Genomic DNA, 22,749 nt, shown 5'->3' with positions numbered 1-22,749 from the left:
CCTATTATTCAGTTTTCGCCTGCGCCTTTGCGATGCGGTTGACGTATTCGATGGCTGCCTGCAGTTGAAGGTCGTTCTTTTCGTTTTGGACCTTCTGGTAGATCTCTGCCTGAAGGTGCTGGGCGGTTTCAGTGTTGATGACGCCGTTCATGTCGAGGCCTTGTTGGATCTGGAATTCCTTGACGGCCTGTTCGGTTTTCTTGCTGTAGTATCCGTCTGTACGGTCGAGCATGAAGCCGAGGCCTTTCAGCATTTCCTGGGCGTTCTTCACTTGTTCGTTATTCATTTCCAGCTTCAATGGTTTTTCAACCTGAAGTGGATGAGCATAATAGTAGGCAGGCTGCTTGACTGGGATATCGGGCTTGATCCCTTTTTTGTGGATCCAGTGGCCGTTCGGTGTCAGCCATTTGTACATCGTGAGCTTGATGTTGCTTCCATCCCCCATCGGGACGGCCTGCTGCACGGTACCTTTTCCGAAGCTCTTCGTTCCGATCAGCGGATACCCTTCCGATTCCTTGAGTGCACCGGCCAGGATTTCAGAAGCGGATGCACTTCCTTCGTCAATCAGGATCACGACCGGGTAGGCTTTCTTTTTCTTATTATCGGAGAAGGATTTCATCACTTCGCCGCTTCGTTCCTGGATCTGGATGTACGGCTTTTTGCCGGTGACGAATTCCTGAAGGATCTGTTCGACACTTGATAGGAGTCCGCCTGGATTCCCCCGGACGTCGATGACCAGGCCTTCCACGTTTTTCTTTTCAAGTTCTGTCAGCTGCTTTTTAAAATCGATAGCCGTGTTTTCCGAGAAGGTGGTGATCTGGATGTACCCTGTTGACGTTCCGTTCACCTTCTTCACATCTGAATGGACGGTTTCGACCGGGATGTCGTCCCGTTTCACGGAAACTTCGATCGGGTCCGTGACCCCTTCCCTGAGGACTTCGAGTTTCACTTTGGTGCCTTTCTTCCCTCTGATCTTGAGGGTCGCTTCATATAAATCGAGGCCGTCGATGCTGCTGCCGTCGATCTTGACGATGCGGTCATTCGGCTTCAGTCCCGCTTCCTCCGCAGGTGAATTTTTAAAAGGTGCCACGATGATCAGCTTGCCGTCCATCATCGTCACCTCGGCTCCGATTCCTTCGAATGAGGAATCTAGGGCATCGTTGAACTGTGAGGCCGTTTCGGCGTTCATATAGACCGAGTATGGATCATCCAACGTTTTCAGCATCCCCTGGATGGCCCCTTCGACCAGCTCTCCCTTATTCACATCCTGAAAAAACTTCTCACTGATCAAATCATATGCGACTTCCACCTTGTGCAGCTTATCGTTCACGTCACCCTTATCGCTGAAATCCGCAAGATCGCTGGAATCGTTAAAATCAAGGTAGGTGACGCCTCCGTACATTCCTCCTGCTCCGATCAGCATGCTGACCACGATTGCAATGATGAGCTTTTTGCCTCTCAACTCCATATTTCCCCCTCCAACTCTTGTCATGGCTGATAAGAACAGTGCCGGCTGCATTCAGGTTGCGACTGGTTTGTCCATTTTCACGGTATTCACCAGTTCAATCCATGCTCCCAACACTGCGAAAAAGCGGTGACCATTCTTATCCTTGGACTGTTTGTTCAAATCATGTTGAAAACGCCCACCAATAAAAAAGACACCACACAAAAACGCGCTTCTTCGCGGTGCGATGTCTTTGCTTATTTCACTATATGCCGGAGGGGGACAGGTTATGATAGTTTAGGCGTTCACAACCCGTTTGGTTCGGTGGTCGTTCAGATGGGAAGAAATGATGCTCCCCCATTTCTCGAATTCAACGAGGAAACCATCATGGCCAAAACTGGTCGAAATGAAATAATGCCGGCCACGCCTCACCTCATTTGTGAACGTTTCCATCTTGTGCGGGTCGTAGATCAAATCACCTTCGTAGCCGATGGTGATGAGTTCAGTCCCATAGTTTTTTGCGAGGGAGACAAGCGTACCACTGCGGTTCCTGCCCACGTCATGGGAGTTCATCGCTTTCAATAATGTAAGGTAGCTGTTCGGGTCGAATCGCTTCGCAAGCTTACCTCCCTGATAATCAAGGTAGCTTTCCACTTGAAAACAGGTTGGGGCTTCTTCCCGCTTGAAGCGATCGTCAAATAGCGTTGGCGTCCGGTATGTGACCATCCCGACCATCCTCGCCATCTCAAGCCCCTTCAATCGTGACCCCGGGGAGTAGTTCCCCTTCTGATAGTCAGGGTCTGATTCAATTGCCGTAATGCCGATATGATTGAAGGCGAGTCCGTAATCGCCAAGAGTGGGTGTGACGGCAAGGGCAAACACCTTATCCGTGGAGGCAGGGTGCATCATCCCCCACTCAAGTGCCTGCATCCCGCCTAAAGAACCGCCGATCACCGCATGCAGATGCGTAATTGACAGTTCTTTCAGCGCCAGATATTGAGCATTGACCATATCCCTCACCGTAATCCGGGGAAAGTTACGGCCGTAGGGTTCGCCCGTTGAAGGGTCGATGGAAGCAGGTCCGGTGCTTCCATCGTTTCCTCCGAGGACATTGAATGAGATGACGTTATATTGATCCGTATCAAGATAAGATCCCGGTCCGAGGAGCCGGTCCCACCAGCCTTCATTTCCCACCGTCCCTTTGACAAGATGATTGCCGGTGAGTGCGTGGCAGATGAGGACGACCGGGCCACCTTTTCTGCCGGTCCTCTCATATACGAGCTCCACCTCTTTGAGCACCTCTCCGCTTTCCAAGGTCAGGGCCGGGATCACAATGGAGTTCAGTTCGTATGGGGTCCTGCCGGTATAGGGGTTCTCCATTCCGTCTCCTCCTTTTTAAAAATTGGTTAGGGGACGGGATGGGACCGCCCCTCGGGATCATCCGGGAAAGGACAAAGTAATGTCTTACACTGGTGAAGCAGCCAGGGCCGCCTCAATGGCACTGTCCAGGTCTTCGATCAGATCTTTCGCCGATTCCAGACCGACCGATAACCTCACAAGTTCTTCCGTCACCCCGGTTGCACGCAATTCTTGGTCATTCAATTGCTGATGAGTCGTCGAAGCTGGATGGATGATGAGTGATTTCGCGTCACCTACGTTTGCCACATGCGACCATAATGTAATGTTATCAACGACTTTTCGTCCCGAGTCCCTGCCTCCTTTGATCCCGAATACAACGATGGAACCGCCGCCTTTTTTCAGGTATTTAGTGGCCAGTGTGTGGGACGGATGATTGACGAGACCAGGATACGAAACCCATGCGACACCATCTTGCTGTTCGAGATGCTCCGCCACTTTCTGGGCATTTTCCGTGTGCCTTTCAAATCGCAGGTGGAGGGTTTCGAGTCCCTGGAGAAGCAGGAATGCGTTTTGCGGGCTTAAGCACGCACCGAAATCGCGTAGTAGCTGCACCCTTAATTTTGTAATGAAAGCTGCCGGACCGACATCGACTGCATATCGGATGCCGTTATAGCTCCGGTCTTCATCAATAAAGCCTGGGAACTTCTTATTATTCCAATCAAATTTCCCACCATCGACGACGATGCCACCGATGGCCGTCCCGTGCCCGCCGATCCACTTGGTGGCCGAATGGATGACAATGTCGGCGCCCCACTTGATCGGGTTGCAAGCGTAAGGTGTCGCAAACGTGTTATCGATGAGGAGCGGGATTTCGTTGTCGTGTGCCACTTTCGCGACGGCCTCGATGTCAAGGACATGAAGGCTCGGGTTTCCGATCGTTTCGGCAAAGACCGCTTTCGTCTTCGGCGTGATCGCCTTCCGGAAGTTCTCTGGATCGGACGGATCCACGAAGTGTACCTTGATCCCATACTTCGGAAGCGTTGTCGAGAAGAGATTATACGTTCCTCCATAAAGATTCGTCGCCGCGACGATTTCATCGCCTGCCCCTGCGATGTTCAGGATGGATAGGGAAATCGCCGCCATCCCGGAGGAAACCCCCAATGCCCCGATGCCACCTTCCAACAGGGCGATCCGCTTCTCAAGGACATCGACCGTCGGATTCATGATGCGAGAGTAAATGTTCCCTTCTTCTTCAAGTCCGAATAACTTGGCGGCGTGCTCACTATTATCGAATACATACGAAGTGGTCTGGTAGATCGGGACCGCGCGTGAACCCGTTGCCGGATCAGGCTGTTGGCCTCCATGAAGCAATAACGTTTCAACATCGAATGATTTTGTCATAAAATTAGTTCCTCCTAGGATTTCATTTTTTGTTTGGGTGTCCATTGGCGTTGGTCGGGAAATCGAAACATGTTACATCGGGTGCGGTCTCGGTCAATGGATCCTGCATGCAGCATCCTCGCGACCGATCTTGGAGTGTAAGAAGAAGAGGAAAAATCAAAAACCCCCTTCCTAAGAAGAGGGTCTAATTGAATAGGGTCCTCCTCTTATCTTTCAGACTTTCGTCTGCAGGAATTAGCACCTTTTCATGTACTGGGTACATGAAGGTTGCCGGGCTTCATCGGGCCTAGTCCCTCCGCCTCTCTGGATAAGAGCGATTCAGTTGTGTTTTAATGTGGTTCGTTGTGATGAATTATAAAGGCAGTTTCATTTAACGTCAAGAGTATTTTTTGATTTTTTTAAATTGTCTATCTTTTAAGCGCCCTTATTTCAACATTCCTTAACTAATTGAATTTTTAATTGCCTCGTTGAACTGGGTGACGATATCATCTGCGTCTTCGATCCCTAAGGATATTCGCACGACATGTGTGTTGATGCCCAGTTTTTCCTGCGCTTCTTCCGGCAAGGCGCGGTGTGAGGTACCGAGCGGGTAGGACACCGTTGTTTCGACTCCTGCAAGGGTCGGCACGATTTTGATCCAACCGAGGGACTTGAAGAATGCACTGATATCGCATGAAGGATCGAGCTCGATCGTCACGATCGCCCCGTTTCCTTTTTCCGACAGGTTATCAGGATAATAAACATGTTTTACGTGACTATTATTGCGAAGCTCGTCTGCAAGCACTCGTGAATTATGCGCCTGGGTACCCATGCGGAGGGCGAGTGTCTTTGCCCCCCTGACCGTCAGCCAAGCCTCGAACGGACTTAGATTGGAGCCGATATTGACCACTTTTTCCCTCGCCTTTTTCACTAAATCTTCGTTTCCTACGACCACGCCTGCCGTGATATCACTGTGTCCGCCGATATACTTGGTCGCGCTGTGGGCAACAAGGTCGACTCCATCCAGGAATGGCTGACAAAGGTATGGGGTCGCGAAGGTATTGTCGATGATCGTCTTCAAGTTATGGGCCTTTGCAATTTCTACAAGAAGAGGTATGTCCTCGACCCTCATGAACGGGTTGGTGACCGTTTCACTGTATAGTAGTTTCGTCTGTGGTGTGATGGCTCCTTCAATGTCATCCCGTTTCGTGAAATCGACAAATGTCGTCTCGATGCCGAGCCCTTTCAGTTCTTCCTTTAACATATGGAACGTGCCACCATACAGGTCCTCGGCTGCAACAATGTGATCGCCGGATTTCACCACGGCAAGCACGCTAGCAAGGATGGCCGATAAGCCCGATGATGTCGCAACGCCTGCCGGGGCACCCTCGAGTGCCGCGACCATCCGTCCGAGTTCATCCGTGTTCGGATTCCCGGTCCTTGTATATAAATACGGCGATTTCCCTTCATAGAAACCTTCAAGCTCTTCTAATGATTCAAATGTGAAGGCGGAAGTCTGGTAGATGGGCGTCGTCTTGCTGCGGATCTCCTCCGTGCCTTTCAGCTGGCTATGTACGACTTTTGTTGTGAACTTCATGACTGTCATCCTTTCCCTTGAAACGGTGTGTATTTAGGAAAGTGTATCATATTCAGAAGATTTTGAGGAAGGGAAATGTTTCGGGTGCCGGATTGTTTTTGGTGTGATGTGGTTGGTTGAGGGGGTAGAACTTTTGACGAAGAGGCAGATGCTATAGCGAAATGTTGAGCTGAGGATCTAGTGATTTTATGATTTTTCGACAAGTTGCATGTATTCGGGGATTTTGGAAAGCGGAATGACTTTCGAGAATTTGGAATGTACTTTAAAAATTGGAATGATTCCCGATGCAGGTTATTGAGGTGTTACTCTATGGATTGTTGCCTCGCAATTAAACACTTCAACTACTATCACGTATTTCCCCCCTCCCCAACCAAATACACCCGCCGCCAACGCAGCAGGTGCTTCAATTCAAACTTTATACCCGTTCCAAACAACCGATCAATCGATTCTCGATATCGAGTGCGAGGTTCTTCAATTCATCATTATCGACAAGCTCGATCAGCTTGCTCGGCTTCGCCATCCCGACTTTCGTCGTGCCGTTTTCAGTATAAACGGTGATCTTGCATGGCAGGAAGTAGCTGACCAGCATGCTTTGCTCCAGGACCTTCTTCGCTTCATGAGGGTTGCACACCTCGAGGATGACCACTTCTTCGTCAAACTCAAGGCCCTTGTCCTTCAGCTTGCCGGCAAGGTCCAAATTCCACAGTACCCCGAAGCTTTCTTCCTTCAGTACTCCCTCTACCTTCTCCGCCGCTTCCTTTACACTCATCGTTACGTCCTTTGTATAATGAAACATCCTGACTCCTCCTTCAATTTCTCTCACATTTTCATAGTGTCTTCAATATTCACAACCACATACCACCTGTATACCTCAAGGAGTATTGAAATAAACCACTTTCATAAAGCGAGGGACGTACCTTTAGCGTGCTAAAGGTACGTCCCTCACTGCGTTAATGCGTCAGTTCATGCCAGAGACCATTTCGGCCATCATGTCTTCGTTCATGGGGCCGACGATTTTGTGCTGAATCTGTCCGTTGGTGTCGATCATATAGGTAGTCGGGATGGTGAACGCTCTGTACTCTTCCCCGATATCCCCATCGATATCGAGAAGGATCGGGAAGGTTAGGTCATACCCATCAGCGAATTCCTGCACTTTATCCTGACCGTCGTCCATGCTGGTCAAATTGACTGCCAGGATTTCGACGTTCTCTTTTTGTGCATTCTTTTCGTAGTATGTTTCCATATGAGGCATCTCCGCTTTACAAGGCGGACACCAAGTCGCCCAGAAGTTGAGAATCACTTTTTTTCCTTTGTAGTCAGAAAGCTTCACGTTTTCCCCAGAAAGGGTCGTAAGTTCAAAGTCAGGGGCCTTGTCTCCTTTGGTGAGTCCCTGTTTAGCATTTGAAAGGTCCATCGACTCTTCGGCCAGTTGCGCAGCTTCCTCTTTTGCTTTTTTCTCCTGCTGATCCTGAAATAGGTTCACAAGGAAGATTCCAATCAGGAGAGCCACGATGGCCAAAGCAAAGTTACGTTTATTCACTCGTTATTCCTCCCTGCCTGTCAGTTTCCGTAGGCATTTTCATAAGAAGCAGCAGAACCACTGCTACCAAGATGTATGTCAGCATCGGGGTATTCATGCTAAAGCCCCCGAAAGAATTCATCAGCATTTGAAACAACGTGAACATGATCAAGAGCTGGGGCACCCATACCTCCCCGCCTGCATCTTTCATTTTTTTCAGTAAAAAGAAAAGCAGGATACCGTTCACGATAAGCTGTGCGGGACCGATCATGTACTTGCCTAGAAGGATGTCGAATACCCCTTCATAGACGAGCACGGTCAAGAACCATGCAACGATTGCATGATGCGGGTTCACTTTCTTCACGAGCGTGTACACCAGGATGGCCGCAATTCCAAGCCAATACCCGGTTATGCCTCCGTTGAAATAAAGGATGGTGAGCGGATGCTTGATGACCGTGCCAAAATCGACAACGATCACGCTCAGCTTCCAAATTAGGATAAAATAGAAGACGGCATTCGAATACCAATCGCTCGCCTTCTTATTCCAGAAGAAGAGTGCTATGAATGTTATGATGAAAGCCATCACCAGCGCTGCCCAAGAGCCTGGAAAGGTGAAGGCACCGATATTATACCATGGTTGATTCATTGTTATTCTTCTTGGAAGTCGTTAGTTCCTCATTGAAGGGTGCTTGGTCCCGATGTTTGTACCAGGTACATCACTTGCTTTGTGTACCTGGTACAGTGGGTTCTCAGTTTAAAGGTGCCAGGCACAATCTGGTTGATTTGTGCCTGGCACCAACAAGTCATCCCTTACGTACAGCGATGTAATAAACAGAAGGATGCAAATGACCCGTTTCGGTTTTGAATCCGGCGGTATCAAGTTGCTGTGCCAAATCCTCAGAAGCAATCCGCTCGTGAAGTGGCGGTCCCATTTCCGACTCGACGGCTTCCCAGTCGAGGATGAGCCAGAGACCGTCATCCTTCAGCATATCATTCAAGTCCTGGAACACTTTCGTCAGATTCGGGACTTCATGCAGGACGAATGCGGAGACAACCTTGTCGAGGGTGCTTTTGTTGAAGCTCAGGTATTCAAGTGACGCTTTTTCGTAGACGATATTCGTGATGTGTTCTTCCTTCGCCCGGTGCTCGAGATATTCGAGCATTTCCTGCTGAAGGTCGACTGCATGGACTTTGGTATCGACAGACTTTGCGATCGGGAGGGTCAGATAACCGTTTCCGCATCCAAGGTCTGCAACGAGATCATCTTGCTGCAGTTGAAGCAAGTGGAGCACTTTGTCAACCGGCACCAGTTCCTGCCGTTTTGGGTCGAGCAATTTCGCCGCCTTATGGTGTTCAAATAAATGGCCGTGTCCTTCCATTGAGGGTCCCTCCAATAGTGTAGTTGTTGTATCGGGCATACCGGATGGGACCGTGGCTTGGTTCATCCTATCGCCTGCGCATCCGCTTACATTCAGATTTAAAAAAATATCCCACTTCATACCCGGTTATGTATGTAAGTATCCTATTTTTTCCGATGGCAATCAAGTAGAAACGCTTGTAGCCAAAAAGAAAAAACCGGTGGTCCATATGTAGACTACCGGTTACCTATATGATGGCTCTTTCTTCCGAATTTACCCTGTGTGACCCTTTGAGTGCTTCCAGCATGATGATTAAATACAATCCCGTATTTCCACCTCTCTGGTCGATTACCTCTACATCGTCAACGATTCTCTTCAACTCTTCAAATCCGAGCGTGCTTACAACTAAATCACTGATTTCCTCTGCTGAATATGACCCGTACTTCTTTAAAATGGAACGGTTGCGCCTGCAAAAACTCTTCAACTTTCTCTTAACCTCTGAAACATTCCCTTGTTCCATCTTCGCTTCCCCTTTCGTCATTCATTCGCCGGAAAACTACCTGCCGCTACGTTGAAAATGGGATCATACACCAAAAGTAAGATTCCCGATACCACTTATGAATCGCAGAATTGTAACACTCATAAAAAATGCCCGCCAAAAAGAATGGCGGGCATAAATGAATGCGACAATCGTCGACATCGGTCATTTATCTTCCAATCCTTTTCGGTAACCCGGCGGTCATGGTTTAAAAAAACGTTAGATCCGTGGTTTTGCGTCCTAATCTTTCGAATTAGTTTGCCGTTATCGAAGGTAGTTTACTAGTTCTATTGTTATAGTTCTTTTTTCCTCTTATAACATATAGTACCAGTGAGATTCTTGTTTGAAAAGTACTTTTTTTGACTTTTTTCGAGGTTTGTCATCATTATACATGATTACGTATGATTTGTAAGGGTGGGAGAATATTCTTTTATGAATAATCCTGGTCCCATGAAGAATGACGAAGATCCATAAAAAAATCCTGCCATAAACGGATGGCAGGATTTCGTTAGTTTGTTCTATTAGAAGTTCACATATTTACGTGGGTTAACGGCATTGGAGTGTGATGCATTCCAAGAACCTTCGTACAGTTCAAAGTGTAAATGCTGTCCGAAAGAGTAACCCGTGTTACCCATGTAACCGATTTGCTGACCCTTGTCCACAGGTTGTCCAGTGCTGACGGATGATGAAGACATATGGGCATAGACGGTTGTAAAGGTTTGTCCATTGATGGAGTGTGTGATGTATACAACATTTCCATAGCTTGAGCTGTAGTGGCTCTTGATGACATATCCATCAGCCGCTGCAACGATTGGAACCGTTCCACCTGAAGCAATGTCCGTGCCATAGTGGTAGCGTGGTTTCCCGTTCAATGTATCCCAGCCGAACTCAGTCGTGATTCTGCCATGTGCAGGTGCTGTCCAAGTTCCTGAGCTTACAGGTGTAGTCACTGTTGGAGTCGATGAACCGCCACCGCTGTTGTTGCTTGCTGCTTGCTTTGCAGCCGCAGCAGCCGCCGCTTCAGCCTGTCTCTTCTTCTCAAGTTCACGCTGACGGGCAAGCTCGGCAAGACGTGCCTGTTCTGCCTGGATTTCTCCACCGATTTGTTGTTCCATCTTCGCTAGTTCATTGGATTCTTGTTCAAGATCCGCTTTTTCCACTTCAAGTGACGCCTGTTGTTTTTCAAGCTGCTTGAACAATTCTGCTTTTTGAGCTTTTTCGCTGTTCAAATTTTTCTTCAAGGTTTCAAGGCTTGCTTTATCGTTTTCTAGTTGTGCAAGCTTTGATTCTACATCTTTTTTCTTTTTCTCTAATTCTTCCTGATCACGCTTTTGCTCGTCCATGATTTTCTTGTCCGCACTCACAATCGTGTTGACTGCCGTGATCCTGTTGATGAAGTCGCCGAAGCTTTCCGCTCCAAGAAGGACATCAAGGTAGTTCGCAGATCCGCCTTTTTCCTGGATCGCACGAGCACGTTCCTTCAAAAGTGCATCGCGCTCCTTGATTTTTTCTTCAAGCGCTTTGATTTCTTCTTTAAGTTTTTCAATCTCAGCTGTAGTTTCATCGATTTCTTTTGCCTTAGCTGAGATTTTGCTTTCAGTGTCTTTTATTTTCGCGTCAAATTCTGCGATTTGAGCTTTGATATCTTTTTGTTTATTGATGTTGGCATTGATTTCGGAATTTTTCTTGTCGATTTCTCCGTTAAGTTTATCCTTTTTGGAAGAAACCTCATCTTGTTTCTTTTTCAATTCCTGTACGGATGTTGCATTGGCCGGTGTTCCCATTGCAGGGAAGCTTCCGATTGTGAGTGTTGCTGCAATCGCTATAGATAAAAAATACTTCCTGTTCAAACGGCATGCTCCTTTCAGCTTCTATCAACCTATCAAATTTTTAAACTCTCAAGAATTTACGAACAGACATGAAGCTTCCCCAAGCCCCAATCAAGCATCCCATTAGGAGAATTAATCCGTTTACTTGATAGATGAACGGGGTAAAGTCCAATATCTGAATAAAATGGTTTTGAAGTTTCGGTTTTATAAAGTCGTAAGCATAGTAATAACCAGTTGTAACAAGAGCGATCGGGATAATAGAACCTAAAACACCCAGCCATAAACCTTCCAAAACAAACGGCCAGCGTACAAACCAGTTGGTTGCACCCACGAGTTTCATTATCTCGATTTCCCTTCTTCTCGCGACGATCGTTATTTTAATCGTATTGGAAATGAGGAACATTGCTGTGAATAGTAGACCGATGATCAGCACCAATCCAACGTTTCGACTCATTTCAAGGATATTAAATAACTTCTCGATCTTCGCTTCACCGTACATCGCTTCATTCACATGATCAAATTTATTGACCTTGGCAGCGATCTTGCCGGTATTGCGCGGATCTTCCGCTTTTACAATAAACACATCATAGAGTGGGTTATCTTGCTCGAATAATCTGAAATCATCACCGAGATCCTTCACAAGGTTCTGAAGCTCTTCTTCCTTGGAAGAGTAATTGACGGATTCGACTCCATTTATTTTCTTTATCTTCTCTCCAACGGCTTTCGCTTCATCAGGTTTTGTACCGATTTCCATCAGGACCCTGATCTCTACATCTTTCTCTATATCCGTTGCAACCTTGTTCATATTCAGCATCAGGACGATGAAGACACCAACCAGTAGCAACGTTACGGTTACGGCACTAACGGATGCAAATGTCATCCAGCCGTTACGACCGATACTCTTGAAACTTTCCCTTAAGTGACGGGTATATGTCCTAGCCTTCATAACCGTAATCACCTCGCTGTTCATCACGGACAATGCGGCCATTCTCAATGGCGATTACCCGGTGCTTGATTGTGTTGACGATTTCACGGTTATGCGTGGCCATGATTACGGTCGTGCCGCGATTCGCGATTTCCTCAAGGATATTCATGATATCCCATGAAGTCTCCGGATCAAGATTTCCTGTCGGCTCATCAGCAATCACGAGCTTCGGTGTATTGACGATTGACCGTGCAATCGATACACGCTGCTGCTCTCCGCCTGAAAGCTCATTCGGGAGCATTCTCGCTTTATGCTTCAGTCCTACAAGGTCCAGTACATCCATGACCCGCTTCTTGATATTCTTCGGATGCTCCTCGATTACTTCGAGGGCAAACGCAATATTTTCATATATTGTCAAGGAAGGTAGCAGTTTGAAATCCTGGAAGACCACTCCTATGTTCCTGCGCAAATGTGGTACTCTACTATTTTTTATCTTTGCCAGATTGATACCGTCTACAATGATATCACCTTTTGAAGGTTTGACTTCGCGGTACATCATCTTGATGAAGGTGGACTTTCCGGCGCCACTTGGACCCACAACATAAACAAACTCGCCTTGCTTTATGTGGACGTTGAACCCATTTGCAGCCATAACGCCATTGTTATACTGCTTATAGACGTCTTTCATTTCTATCATTATCAAATCACCTAATTTGTAGTATGTAGTTCCCCTCTTGGCTGTTTTCATTCTAGTATGTGAGACGGCAATTCTTGCGACTCTACCAATTTAGACATAAAATGGTGAAATTGCTCGAATTTCGCTTACGAAAATATTATAACATCACTTTTTACGAATTTAAGGAAAAAAATTATTACAGTTTTATTTCAGGAACGTGGATTTTGAGAAAATTTTACCTTTTTTATTGACAATTATACCTAAAATACGAGAGAGTTCTAGTATTTTTTAACTAGTAACAGGTACTAACAACAAGTACGAAAGGTAGAGAGGATAAGTTTTCCAACATCAATGGTGGACTTGTCTGGAACCCACCAATGACTTTTTTTAGCTTATTACGACTGTGTCACATAGATTTAAAGAAGCTTCATACATGAATGTGGATAAATTTGTTGAAGTTTTGAACAAACAAAAAAGAGAACCCTCACAGGATTCCCCCTCTTAACAAGCTTATTTTTTATTGGCAAGCCACTCGGCAACCGCTTCTGCTTCTTCACCTTTGACAAGGCCAGCAGGCATTTGCCCTTTTCCGTTATTCAGGATATCAAGAATTTGATCTTTGTCATAGCGTGAACCGACATCTTTAAGGGCCGGACCCATGCCTCCTTCAAGATTCCCGCCGTGACAGCTGGTACATTTGTTATTCACAATCTTCTCGGCGTCGATGCCACCGGAGCTTGTTTCCGTGCTGTCTCCGCCATCGTTTCCGCCACAAGCCGCCAGTACCAATGAAGTTCCTAAAAGAATGCCTAAAAGCTTTTTCTTCATGTTTTCTCCTCCTAGGAAAAATTTAAGGGTGGAAGATCGAGCTTGGTGAAGTCTCTCTTCCATAGATAATTATACCAAGCTTAAACCCGTTTGAAACCTTCCCCCAACACCTCTGAAGCATCCATTGTGACCACAAATGCAGACGCATCAATGCTTTTCACCAGTTGTTTCAGTTTTGTGAATTCGGTCTGATCCACAACGACCATGAGGATGGGACGTTCATCATCCGTAAATCCACCATATGCAGATAGTTTTGTCACACCGCGGTCGATTTTATTCAGGATTCCTTCCCGAATCTCTTCCTGGCGGTTCGTGATGATGAGTGCCATCTTGGACCGGCTGATCCCGACCTGTACGAGATCAATCGTTTTACTTGTCACATACAGCCCGATCAAGGCGTACAGACCACGCTCAATATCAAAGACGATCGCAGCCGATAAAACGATCATCCCATCAATCATCGCCACACACGTCCCGAGTGACAGACCGGTAAATTTGTTCACGATCTGGGCGGCAAGATCCGTCCCTCCAGTCGAGGCTTTCCCCCTGAATACGATGCCCAGTCCGATTCCGACTCCGATCCCCCCGAACAAGGCACCCAGAAGCGGATCCTCCGTCCATGGCTGCCAGTCTTCCGTCAAATAGACGACAAGTGGCAAAAACACGGTCCCGATTGCGGTCTTCACTCCAAACTGTAGACCGAGGAAGATCAGTCCGGCAATGAATAGCGGAATGTTAAATGCCCACTGAACAAAGGCAGGCTTCCAATCAAATAGCCCCTTTAATATGGTTGAAATCCCGCTGACCCCTCCCGATGCAACTTCATTGGGAAGTAAAAAAACATTGAACGCAATGGCCACGATCGATGACCCAAACACAACAAACAAATACTCCAATAACTTCTCTTTCCGAGGATTATATGACTGCTCTCGACGTCTCTGCTTCAAACCCATCCCGTACGACTCCTTCTTCATATGTAGTAATAGTATGAGTACAACCCGCCCGTCTCATCCCTCTAGGATTCCTTGAAGTGTTGCATGCGCGCTTTAGCACGGTAATCGAGTGAGGGACGTACCTTGGTTGGGTCATTCATTTATGTACTGTGCGGATGCATGGAGAATTCACACCAGCCTGCTCTGTTATAACCTTTGAGAGTATAGCATGGGTGGTGGAAGGTGTAAATGACAGTTGAGTGACGTGTTAAAGCATTAATGGGGTGGGGTGTTTTTGGATGGTGGGGCGGGAGTTGTTGTTTTGTGGTGGATTGGTGCCGATGGTTGGGGAGCGTGGTTTGGGATGGGGTGCCCGGGTAAAAAGGAGGGATTTGTGCCTGGCTCGTTTTGGTGAGTTTGAGCCTGGCTCAGATGAGCATATTTGAGCCAGGCTCAAAAACGTGATTCTGAGCCTGGCTCCACCCAAGTGTTATCCCCATAAAAAAACTGAACCTCTCACAAAGGAGTGGTCCAGCTTTTAGAATTACTTAATCTTCGAGCGAAGGTACGCATTGATGAACGGATCAATGTCTCCATCCATGACGCCCTGTACGTTTCCTGACTCCGTATTGGTTCTGTGGTCCTTGACCATGGAATACGGGTGGAAGACATAAGAACGAATCTGGCTTCCCCATCCGATTTCTTTTTGCTCGCCTCGGATTTCAGCCATTTCCTGCTCTTGCTCTTCGATTCGTTTTTGGTATAGTTTTGCTTTCAACATCTTCATGGCAGCTTCACGGTTCTTAATCTGTGAACGTTCAGACTGGCATGTCACAACGACATTAGTCGGTAAGTGCGTGATACGGACAGCCGAATCGGTCGTATTGATGTGCTGACCGCCGGCACCGCTCGCACGGTACGTATCGATTTTAAGATCTTCCGTACGGATTTCGATTTCGATTTCTTCATTGAACTCCGGCATCACTTCGCAAGAAACGAATGACGTATGACGGCGGCCAGATGAATCGAAAGGAGAAATACGGACTAGACGGTGTACACCTTTTTCAGCCTTCAGGTAGCCATAAGCGTTGTGGCCTTTGATGGCAAGGGTGACACTCTTGATCCCGGCTTCATCTCCAGGGAGGTAATCGAGTGTTTCCACTTTGAAGCCTTTTTTCTCAGCCCAGCGAGTGTACATACGAAGCAGCATAGAGCCCCAGTCCTGTGACTCGGTACCGCCTGCACCCGGGTGAAGCTCGAGGATGGCGTTGTTTTTGTCGTACTCTTCGCTTAGGAGCAGTTGAAGCTCATAGTCGTTCAGACGCTTCATCAAGTCGCCTAGCTCTTCTTCAAGATCCTGTTGAAGGTCTTCGTCTGGCTCTTCTTTTACAAGCTCAAGCGTAAGCTCCAGGTTTTCCTGTGTTTCGAGTAGCGCTTTGTACTCATTTACAAGGCCTTTTAGACCGTTCCCTTCGTTGATGAGACCCTGTGCTTTTTGCTGGTCATCCCAGAAACCTGGCTCTACCATGATTTCGTCAAGTTCTTGGATTCTTGCCTCTTTGTTTTCTAAGTCAAAGAGACCCCCTGAAGTCCGCTAATGTCTTAGCTGTTTTTTCTAACTCTGATCTGATTTCTGCAAGTTCCATGATTGGTCACCTCTAAATTTATTTTGTAATTAATTGTGCTCTATTAATACCGCTGTTGATTTCCGTGGAAGACTTCGCTTTCCGCGGGTGACCCGTGAGCCTCCTCATCGCTTCGCTCTTGCGGGGTCTCACATTAGTCACTTCTCCCGCAGGAGTCTTCGTCTTCCACTCCAATCATCAGCTGGATAGTTCCCACATACCAAAGTCGCACTGAATTTGAATTGAGATATAGTCTAGTTTTACGTTGAGCCAGGCTCAAATTAGCTGTTTTGAGCCTGGCTCGGAATCTTACCAAAAGCTGTGCCTGGTACAACAAGCGTGATTTGTTCCTGGCACAATTCGTTCCATCTGTGCCTGGCACCACGAGCAGTTTGCCAGAATCCTCTCACTAAAAACGGAAAAGTACCTGGTACCCCTAAACATAGGTACCAGGTATCATCTCCATTCTTACATTTATCCCATTCTGCCGTGGCAGTGTTTGAATTTTTTGCCGCTTCCGCATGGGCATGGTTCGTTGCGGCCGGTTTCCTCTTGTTTGCGGACCGGTTTTTTCTTGGCTTTGCCACCTTCTTCTTTCGGGTTGACGGCTTGGCCTTTTGCGACTTCCTGGCGCTGCAGGTTGTTGCGGATTTCAGCTTTCATGATGTACTTGGCTGCATCTTCTTCGATGGCCATGACCATGCTTTCGAACATCGCGAAGCCTTCATGCTGGTATTCGCGAAGCGGATCGTTTTGACCGTAGGCACGAAGGTGGATCCCTTGGCGCAGCTGGTCCATCGCATCGATGTGGTCGATCCATTTTGTATCAACCGAACGAAGCAGGATGACCTTTTCAAATTCACGCATTTGTTCAGGTGTCATCTCTTCTTCTTTTTCATCATAGCGATGCTTCACGTCTTCCCAGATGAGATCCATCATTTCATCCGCTTCTTTTCCTTGAAGGTCTTCAACCGTTACGTCACCTTCAGGAAGCAGGTTCGCATTCACGTAATCGACGATTCCTTGAAGATTCCAGTCTTCCATTTCCTCGTTTGCGGTATGGGCTGAAACCTGGCGTTCGATGACGGATTTGATCATCGCTTCTACGATTTCACGAAGGTTTTCGGATTCGATGACATCGTAACGCTGCTTGTAGATGATTTCGCGCTGCTGGCGAAGGACATCGTCGTATTGAAGGAGCTGCTTACGAGCGTCGAAGTTGTTTCCTTCCACACGTTTTTGTGCAGATTCAACGGCACGGCTGACCATTTTACTTTGGATCGGTTGGGAGTCATCCATCCCAAGACGCTCCATCATGCTCTTCATGTTATCGGAGCCGAAGCGGCGCATCAATTCATCTTCCATTGAAAGATAGAATTGGGTTACACCAGGGTCTCCTTGACGTCCGGAACGTCCACGGAGCTGGTTATCGATACGGCGTGATTCATGACGCTCGGTACCAATAACGGCAAGACCGCCAAGATCGAGTACGCCTTCGCCAAGCTTGATATCCGTACCACGTCCGGCCATGTTCGTCGCGATCGTCACGGCGCCCCTTTGGCCTGCTTCTAAAATGATTTCGGCTTCACGGCCATGGTTTTTCGCATTCAATACGTTATGGCGTACGCCTTTTTTCGTCAGTAGTTTCGAGATCAATTCTGATGTTTCAACGGCAACCGTCCCGACAAGGACTGGTTGTCCCTTTTCATAACGTTCCTTGATATCCTCGACGACCGCATTGAACTTCCCTTCCATGGAAGCATAGATGAGGTCGGCACGGTCATCACGGATGATCGGTTTGTTCGTCGGGATCACAATAACGTTCATGTTGTAAATGTTACGGAATTCCTCTTCTTCCGTCTTCGCCGTACCGGTCATACCAGAAAGCTTTTCGTACATACGGAAGTAGTTCTGGAACGTGATCGTTGCCATTGTCATGCTTTCGTTCTGGATCTCGAGACCTTCTTTTGCCTCGATGGATTGGTGAAGACCGTCACTGTAACGGCGGCCTTTCATCAGACGACCCGTGAACGAGTCAACGATGACGATTTCACCTTCTTGTACCACGTAATCAACGTCACGGTGCATGCTGACATGTGCCTTCAACGCCTGGTTGATATGGTGGTTGAGGGTGACGTGTGAAATATCGAAAAGGTTATCGATGTGGAAGGCTTTCTCCACTTTGGTGATCCCTTCTTCGGTCAGCTGAACACCCTTTGTTTTTTCATCATACGTATAATCTTCTTCTTTTTTCAGCGTGCGGACAACCGCATTCGCCTGGATATATAGCTGAGGCGTGCGCTGTGCGTTACCGGAAATAATCAATGGTGTACGCGCTTCGTCGATCAGGATTGAGTCGACCTCATCGATCACGGCGAAATGAAGCGGACGCTGTACCATTTGATCTTTATAAAGGACCATGTTGTCACGAAGATAATCGAAACCGAATTCGTTATTCGTTCCGTATGTGATATCCGCTTTGTACGCTTCACGTTTCTCTTCTTTTGACATGGAGTTGAGGTTCAACCCTACAGTCAGTCCAAGGAAGTTGTACAGCTTTCCCATTTCCTCTGCGTCACGGCTGGCAAGGTATTCGTTGACCGTGACAACGTGAACGCCTTTTCCAGTGATCGCGTTCAGGTATACCGGCATCGTCGCTGTCAAAGTTTTACCTTCACCGGTCTTCATCTCGGAAATATTACCGCCGTGAAGGGAAGCTCCCCCCATCAGCTGGACGCGGTATGGATAAAGTCCAAGGACACGGCGTGCCGCTTCCCTTACAACCGCGAATGCTTCAACGAGCATGTCATCAAGGTCTTCGCCTTTTTGATAACGCTCCTTGAATCGCTCCGTCCTCTCACGAATCTGATCATCCGTGAGTCGCTCCATTTCAGGACCCAGTACTTCTATTTCATCAGCCAGTTTTTCCAGCCTTTTAATTTCTCTTTTATTTGCATCAAATACTTTGTTCAAAATCCCAAGCATGTATAACGCTCCTTTATCCTGTAAAAGTAAGAGCCAAACAACACTTTCCACTATAACGAAAGGAAATGAGAATTTCATGAGAAAAGGGAGAAAAACGATAGAGTGGCTTATCTACCACCCGTTCCCCGGCTCAAACATCTCTTCTACACTTTCGCTAAAAGCCCTATAAATCCTGCTACTACATTCCTACTAATTCTACCACTATCCAACCCCTCTTACAACAAAAGCCAAGATGAGCAGAGAGAGGGTTGGTCCTTTAGCGATTTAAACGACAAAAGGTACGTCCCTCATCGCGGTGAAGCGATGAGGGACGTACCTTGGATTGGGTTAATTATTTAGTAGTTCATAGACGGTGTCCTGGTAGCTTTCCCAGATCTGTTTGCTTCTTCTGGAGATGCTGTTGGCGGACACATCAAAGTATTCGGCCAGTTCCTTCTGGACGTGGCGGATACTGATTTCATCGATGTTTTTCGCCATGTCGACGAGTGCACCAGAATAGATTTTCGGGTTACGGATCGTCGGGCGCTCACTGTAGAAGTATTTTTCCAATACCGCTACAAGCAGGGCACTTTCTGCTTTGTCTTCCCCTTTTTCAGAAAGGAACGTTTGCAATGCCGTTAGCGCTTCAGCATATTCTGGGGTCTTCCAAATTTCTACGCCTTCAATCGTCCCGTCCTGCTCACTGGACTCTTCTTGTTCCTCCGGTGCTTCAATCTCACCTTCAGCGACTGCCGATTTCTTACCGGACTTCTTCTTTTCCGCATTATATAAAACAAAACCGACGTCAGCGAGCATCATATATTGATCGGCAAGGTAATCCTGAAGGTTCTCGAATTCCCCTTGTTCGAAACGGATTTTCACCAATTCCATCGCTGCTTTTTCAATGGATGGGTAGATGAAGTACTGAGCAAATGGCAGGTACTCTTCTCCGTTCGGCAATAGCAGGGCCAAGAAGAAGCTGTTTTCTTCAAGCTTACCGAATCGCTCCTTCACGACCAGCTTGTCACCCGTGATCACTTCCTCTACGTGCAGCGTAGTGTCATCCATTTTTTCCACCGTACCGGCTGTGACACGCAGTTCTTTCCACGATTCTAAAATGGCAGCGGTTTGAGGTCGTGTGACCGTACCGACCGTCTTGTCGATGAAGCGGTCGATTAAACGCACGCCTTCTTCATCCTTCTGGGTCGCACCGTACCAGCTGACAAACGCCATTTCGTAGATATCCGGGTCGGCTTTCATCAGATCCATTTTCTTCAGGTATTCGTGATACGCCTCTTCCATCATTGGATCCTGCGCCGTTGCGATGAAATCATAAAGCTGCGCCTGAAGCACTTCAAGCTCCTGATTCACCATGCTATCTATATTCACACCGTTCGCTTTTTCACAGCATTTCTTATATTTTTTACCGCTCCCGCAAGGACACGGTTCATTTCTTCCGACTGTACTCATGGTTGTTCTTACCTCCGAATTCTTGAGTCCCGTTCACAAATGTTCATTATATAACATTTTCGGGATTGGTTAAACTGTTTTGGGGTATGTAAAAACAACCAGTGGCAGTTTGGCAGTTCAAATAAAATTCCCAAAAATAAAAAAAGCTGCTACATAGGCTATTTCACCTCTATAACAGCTCACCATTCTTTATTCGTCATAACTTTACTCACTCTTTTCTTTTAATAATGTATCTATATAACTTTTTATCTCTACAATTTTCTGATCTGTCACCTTCGTAATCTCATTCGATTTCTCATTTAGTTCCTTTTGATAATTTTCGTTCAACTTCTCATTAAGATAATAATGGGTTTCATCCTTTAGTCTTTGTATTTCACTTTCAGTAAGTGCTTGAACATCATTCTTAACCTTCATATCCCTTTCAGAAAAATATGATGAAATCTCTGCCTCATATTCCTTCTTCAATACTTCTGCTGCATCATTCACGTGGTAAACAAGGGCACCTGCAGCTCCACCGACTATGAAACAACATATGGCTGTAATGATGAAAACCTTCGAAAATAATTTCCCCATTTTTACACCATCCCTTTTTTAACCTAATATTATATTCTATTAATTGTTGATTGTTTTCATACAAATTAATTGAAATTTGATAAAAAAAGAGCCACCCTCAAGTTGAAACCTAAGAACAGCTCATTTTCAGTCTACCTATTTTGCATTTTCATATAATTCAAAACATCCAAATCAATATAATTCTCTTCCTGCTCCCGCATTTCGAAGTTTTCTGTATGCAGATAATCCTTCAAACATTGATGGAGAGACTTTCCTTGGCCAGCATACCCGAGGCGTTTGAGCTCTTTCTGAAGATTTTCCTGAATCTCTCCTTCTATTAATACTACTCTTCCAGGATTTGTTTCCTTAAAATAAAGCTGGTGCATCAGATAGATTCTCTGTAATTCTTTAATAGGGGTTGAATGGTCATCCACCCTTAAATCAATGTAGCGGTCATTGAACCCACCGTAGCCACCGTTCTCTTTTACAACCAAAATGGCTGCGGACTGCATGCCTCGAGAATCACCGCCTGCTTCCTGACCCGCATCCAGTGCCTGAAGCAAACGGTCTGCAAGACTCCCAGTAGTAGATTCAAAGGTTTCTCCCATCGCTTTTACCGTTTTACTATCTACTAAAATATTTCCTTGGGCAGCAAAATGGTTTCCGGTGATTCCACCTGCCCAATCATAACAGCCTTCTCCTGTGAATGTGGCTGCGTGTCCCCAAGCGTCAATCAATCCCACCTGTCTCAGATGGCGCTCGGGATCATCTTTCGTGATGATCTCCAGTGCTTCCTCAGCCGTCTTTCCTTCTTCCATCAACTGCAGTGCCTGCGGGCCGTAAGCAGTATTCGCATAAGACTGGGTAGCCACTGCACCGATTCCCGCTTTGGCAAAAGGTACGACCGATCCGACACCAAGGAACTTGGACTGGACAGCAATCCCCCATTCTTTTTGTTCGGGGTCATATCCGACAATGGAATATGTCATGTTTATTACCTCCTAAACTAATTGCGAAAAATTCACCAAGGATATGGAAAAAATCCTGCAGCCATCACGACGACTGCAGGATCTTTGGTTGTCTAATTAGTTTGTTTCAATCAATCCATATTTACCGTCACGACGCTTGTACACAATGTTCGTCGCATTTGTTTCAGCATCCGTGAAGACGAAGAAGCTGTGGCCCAACAAATCCATCTGTAAGATTGCTTCCTCACTATCCATCGGTTTCAGGTTGAATTGCTTCGTACGGACCACTTCTGAATCCGTATCCTCATCCACTTCAACAGCCGCAGCGTTTGGAGACACATGATTCAGGTCCTCCTGAGCAGCGAAGAATTCCTTCGGGCTTCCTTTTTCACGCATTTTGCGGTTCACTTTTGTTTTATGCTTACGGATTTGGCGCTCTAATTTATCTACTATAAGATCAATGGCCGCATACATGTCAGTGTTTCGTTCCTCCGCGCGAAGGACCAGGTGCGGCATTGGGATCGTCACTTCCACTTTTGTATTTTTATCAGGGTACACTTTTAGGTTAACATGTACATTTGCATCAGGAGTTTCATTAAAGTAACGGTCTAACTTACCAATCTTCTTCTCCACGTGTTCGCGAATCGCTGGAGTTACCTCAATGTTCTCGCCTCGAATGTTGTAATTCAACATGTAAACTCCTCCTTTTAAAAATAAAGCTATGTTTATATATTCTCCTTTCCCTCAAACATTCCTGCTTAAACTTTCAAAATTTTTTGTCATTT

At 46.6% G+C, this 22,749-nt stretch carries 20 protein-coding genes and 2 riboswitches; all 20 genes read right to left on the bottom strand.

Features of this window, described 5'->3' with window-relative positions:
- Window positions 1–4: 4 nt before the first annotated feature.
- The 20 genes from LCM10_RS10100 to hpf all read right to left on the bottom strand — a co-directional run bounded on the left by LCM10_RS10100 (window position 5) and on the right by hpf (window position 22,657).
- Window positions 5–1,468, bottom strand: a complete 1,464-nt coding sequence (locus tag LCM10_RS10100) for a S41 family peptidase (RefSeq protein WP_224876116.1) — start codon at window positions 1,466–1,468, stop codon at window positions 5–7.
- Window positions 1,469–1,741: 273 nt separating this feature from the next.
- Window positions 1,742–2,824, bottom strand: coding sequence for a homoserine O-acetyltransferase MetX (gene metX, locus LCM10_RS10095; RefSeq protein WP_224876114.1), 1,083 nt, complete (start codon window positions 2,822–2,824; stop codon window positions 1,742–1,744).
- Window positions 2,825–2,908: 84 nt separating this feature from the next.
- Complete coding sequence (locus LCM10_RS10090) at window positions 2,909–4,204, bottom strand: O-acetylhomoserine aminocarboxypropyltransferase/cysteine synthase family protein (protein ID WP_224876113.1); 1,296 nt, start codon at window positions 4,202–4,204, stop codon at window positions 2,909–2,911.
- Between the two features lie 203 nt (window positions 4,205–4,407).
- A riboswitch (SAM riboswitch) is annotated at window positions 4,408–4,518 on the bottom strand.
- Window positions 4,519–4,643: 125 nt separating this feature from the next.
- Window positions 4,644–5,780 (bottom strand): trans-sulfuration enzyme family protein, encoded by a 1,137-nt coding sequence (locus LCM10_RS10085; protein WP_224876111.1) that lies wholly within the window; start codon window positions 5,778–5,780, stop codon window positions 4,644–4,646.
- A gap of 415 nt (window positions 5,781–6,195) precedes the next feature.
- Window positions 6,196–6,576, bottom strand: a complete 381-nt coding sequence (locus tag LCM10_RS10080; protein ID WP_224876110.1) for a DUF302 domain-containing protein — start codon at window positions 6,574–6,576, stop codon at window positions 6,196–6,198.
- 162 nt (window positions 6,577–6,738) lie between these two features.
- Window positions 6,739–7,320: a peroxiredoxin family protein gene (locus LCM10_RS10075; protein WP_224876108.1), complete on the bottom strand. Its 582-nt coding sequence runs from the start codon at window positions 7,318–7,320 to the stop codon at window positions 6,739–6,741.
- The gene (locus LCM10_RS10070; protein WP_224876107.1) at window positions 7,313–7,945 is read right to left on the bottom strand and encodes a hypothetical protein; all 633 of its coding nucleotides are present in this window, start codon (window positions 7,943–7,945) and stop codon (window positions 7,313–7,315) included. Before LCM10_RS10070 ends, LCM10_RS10075 begins: the two co-directional genes overlap by 8 nt.
- Window positions 7,946–8,102: 157 nt before the next feature.
- Window positions 8,103–8,744 (bottom strand): class I SAM-dependent methyltransferase, encoded by a 642-nt coding sequence (locus LCM10_RS10065; RefSeq protein WP_224876106.1) that lies wholly within the window; start codon window positions 8,742–8,744, stop codon window positions 8,103–8,105.
- A 160-nt stretch (window positions 8,745–8,904) separates the two neighbouring features.
- The gene (locus tag LCM10_RS10060; RefSeq protein WP_224876105.1) at window positions 8,905–9,177 is read right to left on the bottom strand and encodes a hypothetical protein; all 273 of its coding nucleotides are present in this window, start codon (window positions 9,175–9,177) and stop codon (window positions 8,905–8,907) included.
- Window positions 9,178–9,380: 203 nt separating this feature from the next.
- Window positions 9,381–9,468: riboswitch (cyclic di-GMP riboswitch) on the bottom strand.
- Window positions 9,469–9,716: 248 nt separating this feature from the next.
- Window positions 9,717–11,045: a murein hydrolase activator EnvC family protein gene (locus LCM10_RS10055; protein WP_224876104.1), complete on the bottom strand. Its 1,329-nt coding sequence runs from the start codon at window positions 11,043–11,045 to the stop codon at window positions 9,717–9,719.
- Between the two features lie 40 nt (window positions 11,046–11,085).
- Window positions 11,086–11,970: a permease-like cell division protein FtsX gene (ftsX, locus tag LCM10_RS10050; RefSeq protein WP_224876102.1), complete on the bottom strand. Its 885-nt coding sequence runs from the start codon at window positions 11,968–11,970 to the stop codon at window positions 11,086–11,088.
- A complete protein-coding gene (gene ftsE, locus LCM10_RS10045; protein WP_224876100.1) occupies window positions 11,960–12,646 on the bottom strand; it encodes a cell division ATP-binding protein FtsE in 687 nt (228 codons plus the stop codon). Before ftsE ends, ftsX begins: the two co-directional genes overlap by 11 nt.
- Before the next feature lie 489 nt (window positions 12,647–13,135).
- Window positions 13,136–13,453: a cytochrome c551 gene (gene cccB, locus LCM10_RS10040; protein WP_224876099.1), complete on the bottom strand. Its 318-nt coding sequence runs from the start codon at window positions 13,451–13,453 to the stop codon at window positions 13,136–13,138.
- A gap of 80 nt (window positions 13,454–13,533) precedes the next feature.
- Window positions 13,534–14,406, bottom strand: coding sequence for a YitT family protein (locus tag LCM10_RS10035; RefSeq protein ID WP_224876097.1), 873 nt, complete (start codon window positions 14,404–14,406; stop codon window positions 13,534–13,536).
- Window positions 14,407–14,929: 523 nt separating this feature from the next.
- A protein-coding gene (prfB, locus tag LCM10_RS10030) for a peptide chain release factor 2 (protein ID WP_224876096.1) occupies window positions 14,930–16,031 on the bottom strand; the annotation gives its coding sequence in 2 pieces (ribosomal slippage) (window positions 14,930–15,958 and window positions 15,960–16,031; 1,101 coding nt in all).
- Between the two features lie 453 nt (window positions 16,032–16,484).
- Complete coding sequence (gene secA / locus LCM10_RS10025; protein ID WP_224876095.1) at window positions 16,485–18,995, bottom strand: preprotein translocase subunit SecA; 2,511 nt, start codon at window positions 18,993–18,995, stop codon at window positions 16,485–16,487.
- A gap of 327 nt (window positions 18,996–19,322) precedes the next feature.
- Window positions 19,323–20,444: a YecA family protein gene (locus LCM10_RS10020; protein WP_224876094.1), complete on the bottom strand. Its 1,122-nt coding sequence runs from the start codon at window positions 20,442–20,444 to the stop codon at window positions 19,323–19,325.
- A gap of 204 nt (window positions 20,445–20,648) precedes the next feature.
- Window positions 20,649–21,017, bottom strand: a complete 369-nt coding sequence (locus tag LCM10_RS10015; protein ID WP_224876093.1) for a hypothetical protein — start codon at window positions 21,015–21,017, stop codon at window positions 20,649–20,651.
- Window positions 21,018–21,148: 131 nt separating this feature from the next.
- Complete coding sequence (locus LCM10_RS10010) at window positions 21,149–21,985, bottom strand: DUF1028 domain-containing protein (protein ID WP_224876092.1); 837 nt, start codon at window positions 21,983–21,985, stop codon at window positions 21,149–21,151.
- Between the two features lie 96 nt (window positions 21,986–22,081).
- Window positions 22,082–22,657, bottom strand: a complete 576-nt coding sequence (gene hpf, locus LCM10_RS10005; protein WP_224876091.1) for a ribosome hibernation-promoting factor, HPF/YfiA family — start codon at window positions 22,655–22,657, stop codon at window positions 22,082–22,084.
- Window positions 22,658–22,749: the final 92 nt, after the last annotated feature.

Origin of the sequence: Rossellomorea aquimaris, from assembly GCF_020171925.1 — a bacterium.
Taxonomy (GTDB): domain Bacteria; phylum Bacillota; class Bacilli; order Bacillales; family Bacillaceae_B; genus Rossellomorea; species Rossellomorea aquimaris_F.
The sequence above is the reverse complement of the archived record's forward strand: the minus strand, read 5'-3'. Positions and strand labels throughout refer to the sequence as shown.

Coding starts and splice junctions, on each gene's coding strand:
- LCM10_RS10100 (WP_224876116.1), bottom strand. CDS start 1,468: ATGGAGTTGAGAGGCAAAAAGCTCATCATTGCAATCGTGGTCAGCATG.
- metX (WP_224876114.1), bottom strand. CDS start 2,824: ATGGAGAACCCCTATACCGGCAGGACCCCATACGAACTGAACTCCATT.
- LCM10_RS10090 (WP_224876113.1), bottom strand. CDS start 4,204: ATGACAAAATCATTCGATGTTGAAACGTTATTGCTTCATGGAGGCCAA.
- LCM10_RS10085 (WP_224876111.1), bottom strand. CDS start 5,780: ATGAAGTTCACAACAAAAGTCGTACATAGCCAGCTGAAAGGCACGGAG.
- LCM10_RS10080 (WP_224876110.1), bottom strand. CDS start 6,576: ATGTTTCATTATACAAAGGACGTAACGATGAGTGTAAAGGAAGCGGCG.
- LCM10_RS10070 (WP_224876107.1), bottom strand. CDS start 7,945: ATGAATCAACCATGGTATAATATCGGTGCCTTCACCTTTCCAGGCTCT.
- LCM10_RS10065 (WP_224876106.1), bottom strand. CDS start 8,744: ATGAACCAAGCCACGGTCCCATCCGGTATGCCCGATACAACAACTACA.
- LCM10_RS10060 (WP_224876105.1), bottom strand. CDS start 9,177: ATGGAACAAGGGAATGTTTCAGAGGTTAAGAGAAAGTTGAAGAGTTTT.
- ftsX (WP_224876102.1), bottom strand. CDS start 11,970: ATGAAGGCTAGGACATATACCCGTCACTTAAGGGAAAGTTTCAAGAGT.
- ftsE (WP_224876100.1), bottom strand. CDS start 12,646: ATGATAGAAATGAAAGACGTCTATAAGCAGTATAACAATGGCGTTATG.
- cccB (WP_224876099.1), bottom strand. CDS start 13,453: ATGAAGAAAAAGCTTTTAGGCATTCTTTTAGGAACTTCATTGGTACTG.
- LCM10_RS10035 (WP_224876097.1), bottom strand. CDS start 14,406: ATGGGTTTGAAGCAGAGACGTCGAGAGCAGTCATATAATCCTCGGAAA.
- secA (WP_224876095.1), bottom strand. CDS start 18,995: ATGCTTGGGATTTTGAACAAAGTATTTGATGCAAATAAAAGAGAAATT.
- LCM10_RS10020 (WP_224876094.1), bottom strand. CDS start 20,444: ATGAGTACAGTCGGAAGAAATGAACCGTGTCCTTGCGGGAGCGGTAAA.
- LCM10_RS10015 (WP_224876093.1), bottom strand. CDS start 21,017: ATGGGGAAATTATTTTCGAAGGTTTTCATCATTACAGCCATATGTTGT.
- LCM10_RS10010 (WP_224876092.1), bottom strand. CDS start 21,985: ATGACATATTCCATTGTCGGATATGACCCCGAACAAAAAGAATGGGGG.
- hpf (WP_224876091.1), bottom strand. CDS start 22,657: ATGTTGAATTACAACATTCGAGGCGAGAACATTGAGGTAACTCCAGCG.